The sequence below is a fragment of the Streptomyces turgidiscabies Car8 genome (assembly GCF_000331005.1).
Classification (GTDB): Bacteria; Actinomycetota; Actinomycetes; order Streptomycetales; family Streptomycetaceae; genus Streptomyces; species Streptomyces turgidiscabies.
The window spans coordinates 1-5162 of record NZ_AEJB01000447.1; the positions used below are offsets into that span (position 1 = coordinate 1).

Annotated in this window: 7 protein-coding genes; all 7 read right to left on the reverse strand. The window is 71.2% G+C overall.

What is annotated here, in order from left to right:
* Window positions 1–17: 17 nt before the first annotated feature.
* Entirely contained in the window at window positions 18–350 is a 333-nt protein-coding gene (locus STRTUCAR8_RS32580) for a TcmI family type II polyketide cyclase (RefSeq protein WP_006380465.1), read from the reverse strand.
* Between the two features lie 26 nt (window positions 351–376).
* The gene (locus tag STRTUCAR8_RS32585) at window positions 377–853 is read right to left on the reverse strand and encodes an SRPBCC family protein (protein WP_006380470.1); all 477 of its coding nucleotides are present in this window, start codon (window positions 851–853) and stop codon (window positions 377–379) included.
* Between the two features lies 1 nt (window position 854).
* Window positions 855–1115: a phosphopantetheine-binding protein gene (locus tag STRTUCAR8_RS32590; protein WP_006380464.1), complete on the reverse strand. Its 261-nt coding sequence runs from the start codon at window positions 1113–1115 to the stop codon at window positions 855–857.
* A gap of 25 nt (window positions 1116–1140) precedes the next feature.
* Window positions 1141–2424: a ketosynthase chain-length factor gene (locus STRTUCAR8_RS32595; protein WP_006380468.1), complete on the reverse strand. Its 1284-nt coding sequence runs from the start codon at window positions 2422–2424 to the stop codon at window positions 1141–1143.
* Complete coding sequence (locus STRTUCAR8_RS32600) at window positions 2421–3689, reverse strand: beta-ketoacyl-[acyl-carrier-protein] synthase family protein (RefSeq protein ID WP_006380469.1); 1269 nt, start codon at window positions 3687–3689, stop codon at window positions 2421–2423. The genes STRTUCAR8_RS32595 and STRTUCAR8_RS32600 overlap by 4 nt, the downstream gene beginning before the upstream one ends.
* Window positions 3686–4168, reverse strand: a complete 483-nt coding sequence (locus STRTUCAR8_RS32605) for a cupin domain-containing protein (RefSeq protein WP_006380466.1) — start codon at window positions 4166–4168, stop codon at window positions 3686–3688. The genes STRTUCAR8_RS32600 and STRTUCAR8_RS32605 overlap by 4 nt, the downstream gene beginning before the upstream one ends.
* A gap of 76 nt (window positions 4169–4244) precedes the next feature.
* Window positions 4245–5162: SchA/CurD-like domain-containing protein (locus STRTUCAR8_RS32610; RefSeq protein ID WP_044473297.1), on the reverse strand; the 918-nt coding region annotated here is incomplete at its 5' end.

Below are 5162 nucleotides of genomic sequence, written 5' to 3' on the forward strand. Positions count from 1 at the left end.
CACGCCGCTCACGTTGCTCAGGAGCCGGCGCCGCGCTCCCACTGGTAGAAGCAGTGCGCCATGGCGTCCTTGGGGCTGCGCCATGTCTGCGGGTCGTACGCGGAGACGTACGCCGACAGCTTGTCGCTGACGCTTCGGAACTCGGGGTGGCCTGCCACCTTCGCGATGGCGGGCCCCGGGTCCTGGTCGGCCTCGATGAAGTGCATGTACACGTCGCCGTACTGGAAGAGGCTACGGCGGGTGACACCGACGAGGTGCGGGAGTTCACCGCTGTCGGAGGCGGCGAACAGGTCGGCGATCGCCGGTGCCGAACCGGGTGCCATGCGGGCGACGATCAGGGCGTGGTGCATCGGGGTGTCCTTCCTGAGCCGGTGGCTCAGCGGGGCAGGGGGGCGTTCTGGCGGTCGCGGGCGACCTGCTCGATCCGGTCCCGGATGAGCGCCATCTGCGTACGGGAGTTGCGGTTGATGTTGTCGGTCATCCAGTCGTCGTCGACCGGGGCGTCGGGCTTCATCGCGAAGTCCTGCGTCCAGCGCATCTGGGTGCCGCCCGGCAGCTCCGTGTACTCCCACAGGATGTTCATGTGGGCGAAGGGGCCCGTCTCCACCCGGCGGGCCCGGACGGTCCGGTTGGCGCGGTCCACGGTGCGTTCCGAGACCCAGCTCCAGACCTTGCCGTTGTCGTCCGGGTACATGGTGAGGCGGAAGGCCGTCGTGTCGCCCTCGCGGGAGAGCACTTCGAGGGACGAGTACTCGGTGAAGAGCCGGGGCCAGTTCTCGATGTCGTTGGTGATGTCCCAGACGAGGTCGAGCGGGGCGTCGACGGTGATGCTGTTCTCGGTGTGTCCGGCCACTTCAGGCTCCAGCCTTGAGGGTGCTGTTGACGAGGTCGAGGAACTCCTGGGGCGTCCTGCAGCGCTCCGAGTCGGGGGGCAGCGAGCGGCCGTACTGGTTCTCCAGTTCGCCGACGATGCCGAGCAGGCCGAGCGAGTCGAGGCCGAGGATCCCGAAGGGGGTGTCCGAGGCCCGCTCCAGTTCCCCGGGGTCGACGGTGACTCCGGCGCCCCTCTTGATGAGGGTGGCCAGTTCGTCGTAGGTCAGTTGGGTGGTGAGCATGCGGTGTTCTCCTTCCCGCCCGGTGCTATCGGGCGGAGTCGTCCGAACGGCGCACTACCAGCGCCGCGTTGGAACCCATCAGTCCCCGGCTGAGGACCAGGGCCGTGCGCGGCTCGGCGGGGCGAGCGCGGGACATCACCAGGTCGAGGTCGTGGCAGATGTCGAACACGTTGGGGGTGGGCGGGATCAGGCGGTGCTCCATGGCGAGCACCGCGGCCGCGATGTCCAGCACGGGCGCCCCGCAGTAGGCGCGCCCGATGCCGGTCTTGGGCGCCGTGACGGGGACCCTGGTGCCGTGTGCGCCGAGGGCGTCGGTGATGGCCAGCGCTTCCGCGCGGTCCGCCTCGGGCACGCCCAGGGCGTCGGCGAACACGACGTCGATCTCCTCCGGGGCGCAGCCGGCCTCGTCGAGGGCGCCCCTGATCGCGTGGGCGAGCCCCTCTCTGGACCGCTCCCAGCGGGAGGCCCCGGTGAAGGTGGCGGCGTGGCCGGCGACGGTGGCGCGGACCGCCGCTCCCCGTTCCCGGGCGCGGTTCTCGTCCTCGACGACGAGCATGGCGCCGCCCTCCGCGGGTACGAAGCCGCAGGCGCCCTTGGTGAAGGGGCGGTAGGCGCGGGCCGGGTCCTCGACGGTGCTGAGCTCCGCGTATCCGAGCTGGCAGACCATCGAGTACGGGGCGAGGGGCGCCTCGGCGCCGCCGACGAGGACGGCGCCGGTTCCGCGCCCCACGGCCCGGGCGGCGTGCGCGACGGCGTCCAGACCGCCGGCCTCGTCGCTGGCGACCACTCCGCACGGTCCCTTGAAGCCGCCCCGGATGGAGATCTGGCCGGTGCTGGCGGCGTAGAACCAGGCGATGGACTGGTACGGGCCGACGTACCGCGATCCCTGGCCCCACAGCTTCTGGAGCTCGCGCTGCCCGAACTCACCGCCACCGGATCCGGCGGCGGTGATCACACCGATGTCGTACGGGTCCGGGGGTTCGCCCCGGGCGATGCCGGCGTCGTCGAGGGCGAGTGCGGCGGCGGCCATGGCGAAGTGGCTGAACCGGTCGGTCTGGACGAGGAACCGTTCCTCGATGAGGCCGGCGGCGTCGAAGCCCCGGACCTCACCCGCGACGCGGAGCGGCAGATGCCCGCACCCCTCACGGGTGATCCCGTCCAGGACGAGGAGGCCTTCGCCGACGGCCTTCCAGTAGGAGTCGGCCCGCAGGCCGTTGGGCGCGATCACACCGATCCCGGTGATGGCCGCGCGCGAGGTGCGCGGGGTGCGCCGAGTGTTCCGAGCCGTCCGAGTTGTCCGAGCTGTCATCGGGTTCTCCCTCCCGGCCCGGTCAGCAGTACGGCCGACTGGAAGCCGCCGAAGCCGCTGCCGACGGAGAGCACGTTCCTGAGCTTTCGCTGGCGCGCGGTGCGCGGTACGTAGTCCAGGTCGCACTCGGGGTCGGGTGTCTCGTAGTTCGCCGTCGGCGGCACCACCTGGTGCTTGAGCGCCAGGACGCAGGCGACGACCTCGATCGCGCCGATCGCGCCGAGTGAGTGGCCCACCATGGATTTGATGGAACTCATGGGTGTGTCGTAGGCGTGCGCGCCCAGGGACCGCTTCACCGCGGCGGTCTCGTGCCGGTCGTTCTGCTTGGTGCCGGAGCCGTGCGCGTTGACGTAGTCGATCATCGTGGGGTCGAGGCGGGCCTGGTCGAGCGTGGAGTCGATCGCCCGGGCCATCTCCAGTCCCTCACTGGTCAGACCCGTCATGTGGTAGGCGTTGCCGAAGGTGGCGTAGCCGCCGATCTCGCAGTACACGTGCGCCCCGCGTGCCCGGGCGTGTTCGTACTCCTCCAGGACGAGCACCGCGGCGCCCTCGCCCATCACGAAGCCGTTGCGACGGGCGTCGAAGGGCTTGGAAGCGTGTTCGGGGTCGTCGTTGTTGTCCGACGTCGCCTTGATGGCGTCGAAGCACGCCATGGTGATCGGCGAGATCGGGGAGTCCGCCGCGCCGGCGATGCAGATGTCGGCGCGGCCCTCCTCGATGGTGTGGAAGGCGTAGCCGACCGCGTCGATCCCGGAGGTGCAGCCGGTGGAGACGGTCTGCACCGGGCCCTGTGCGCCGAACTGCTCGGCGACGACCGAGGCGAGGGTGCTCGGCGAGAACGCCCGGTGCAGTTGCGGTTCGGCACCCCGGGGGTCCACGTCCCAGCGCTGTCCGCCCTCGCTGACCTGCACGTAGTCGTGTTCGAGACGGGTGGTGCCGCCGACGGCGCTGCCCAGCGAGACCGCGACGCGCCAGGGGTCCTGCGTGCCGGTGTCGAGGCCGGAGTCGCCCACGGCTTCGGCGGCGGCGACCATGGCGAACTGGATGTAGCGGTCGGCGTGCTGGCTCACGTCCGGGTCGAGGCCGTGCGCGAACGGGTCGAAGTCGCATTCGGCGGCGATACGCGAACGCAGGCCCGTCGGATCGAACAGCGTGATACCCCGGGTCGCGGTACGGCCGCCGGAGAGGAGGTCCCAGAACGCCGTGGCGCCGGTGCCTCCGGGAGCGACCACACCGATACCGGTGACAGCCACCCGCCGGGTCACCGTATGGCCTCGCTTCGCTCGGACCGCTGTCCGTGGTCCGGAGCGAGCCGGTCCGGGCCGCCGACGGCGAACTCCGTGCCGGGTACGGCGGTCTCGGTCACCTCCGTGTCGACGTGACCGAGGCTGGGGCGGGGGGCGAGCGGGCCCAGGTGGAAGACCATGCGGGCTTCCACGTCACCGACGTTGCGGAAGCGGTGGCGTACGTCGATCGGGATCAGGAGACCCTGGTCGGGCCTGAGGGCGTGCGTCTCGCCGTTCAGGTCCACTTCGAGGGCGCCTGCGACGACGTACACGAACTCCTCGGAGTACGGGTGGTAGTGCTCGCCGATGCGCTCGCCGGGCTGGACGATCGCCAGGCCCATGAAGCCGCTGGTGGAACCCACCGTGGCGGGCGTGAGCATGGCCCGCAGGTCGCCGCCGCGTCTGCGGTTGGGTTCTGTCTCGCTCAGGTCCACGATGCATGGGTGGTGCTTGTTCATGGTTGACACCTCCGGGTGGGGCAGGGACGTCGTCCGGGCAGGGCGGGAGCGGCGCGGACAGCGCCGTGGTGGTCCGTCAGGAACGCGCCGAGCTGCGGTCGGTGACGGGCATCATGTCGGCGTGCGACAGGAGGCGGTTGAGGTTGCGCTCCGTCTCCAGGGAGCCCTCGACGCCGATCGCGGCGCCGTCGAGGAGACGCGCCAGCTCCGCCGCCTTTCCGGGGCCCTTGAGGCCGAGGGAGGACATGGGGTCGGCGTCGAGCTCGCCGGTGAGGTCGACGAGTCGGACAACGATGTCATCGCGCTGGAAGACGGTGCTTCCGTACACCGGGCTGGCCGGGTCGTCCGCCGCGGCCTCGTCCTGGTGGGCGAGGAGCCGGGCCAGGTCCATCCCGCGGCCTTCCTTCGCCGGGTAGTACAGCGCGTGGCGCCGCAGTCCGGCGGGTGCCTCCTCGGCGGAGACCACGTGGTGGACGGCGGGGAGCGCGGCCCGCGTGAAGAAGACCCGCGCGGAGTCGGGGTCGCTGAGGTTCCGGTCCTGTTCCAGGTACGGGTTGATGGCCTCCTCGACCGCCCGCACCTCGGGCTGACGGGCGACGTGGCGCAGCGCCGCGAGAAGGTCGCCCTCGACCTCCACGGCCCGTACGACCCGGTTGCCGTGCATGAAGAGGGAGGTGCGGCGCAGCCGGGTGGTGTCGTCGACCTGGGCCTCGGGCGAGGTGTAGCCGGCCAGGAGCTCGGCGACCTTCGACTCGGAGCCCGGCTTGACGGTGAAGGTGAGGGCGTGGCGTGCGACACCGTCACCCACGCGGGCCGCCACCTGCATGCCGGCCTTGGCCGACTCCGGGGTGAGCGGGGCGTTGGGGGTCGTCTCCCGGAGGATGCTGTAGCGCATCGACCGGGTGTCCCGGACGCAGCTGTGCATCGGCCGTACGGTCTCGACGTGCTCCTCGCTGTTCACCCAGGCGAGGAAGGGCGGGGCGCTCTCCCACTC

Excerpts from the sequence above, each read along its gene's own strand:
- STRTUCAR8_RS32590 (WP_006380464.1), bottom strand. The coding sequence starts at position 1,115 with ATGCTCACCACCCAACTGACCTACGACGAACTGGCCACCCTCATCAAG.
- STRTUCAR8_RS32580 (WP_006380465.1), bottom strand. The coding sequence starts at position 350 with ATGCACCACGCCCTGATCGTCGCCCGCATGGCACCCGGTTCGGCACCG.
- STRTUCAR8_RS32605 (WP_006380466.1), bottom strand. The coding sequence starts at position 4,168 with ATGAACAAGCACCACCCATGCATCGTGGACCTGAGCGAGACAGAACCC.
- STRTUCAR8_RS32595 (WP_006380468.1), bottom strand. The coding sequence starts at position 2,424 with ATGACAGCTCGGACAACTCGGACGGCTCGGAACACTCGGCGCACCCCG.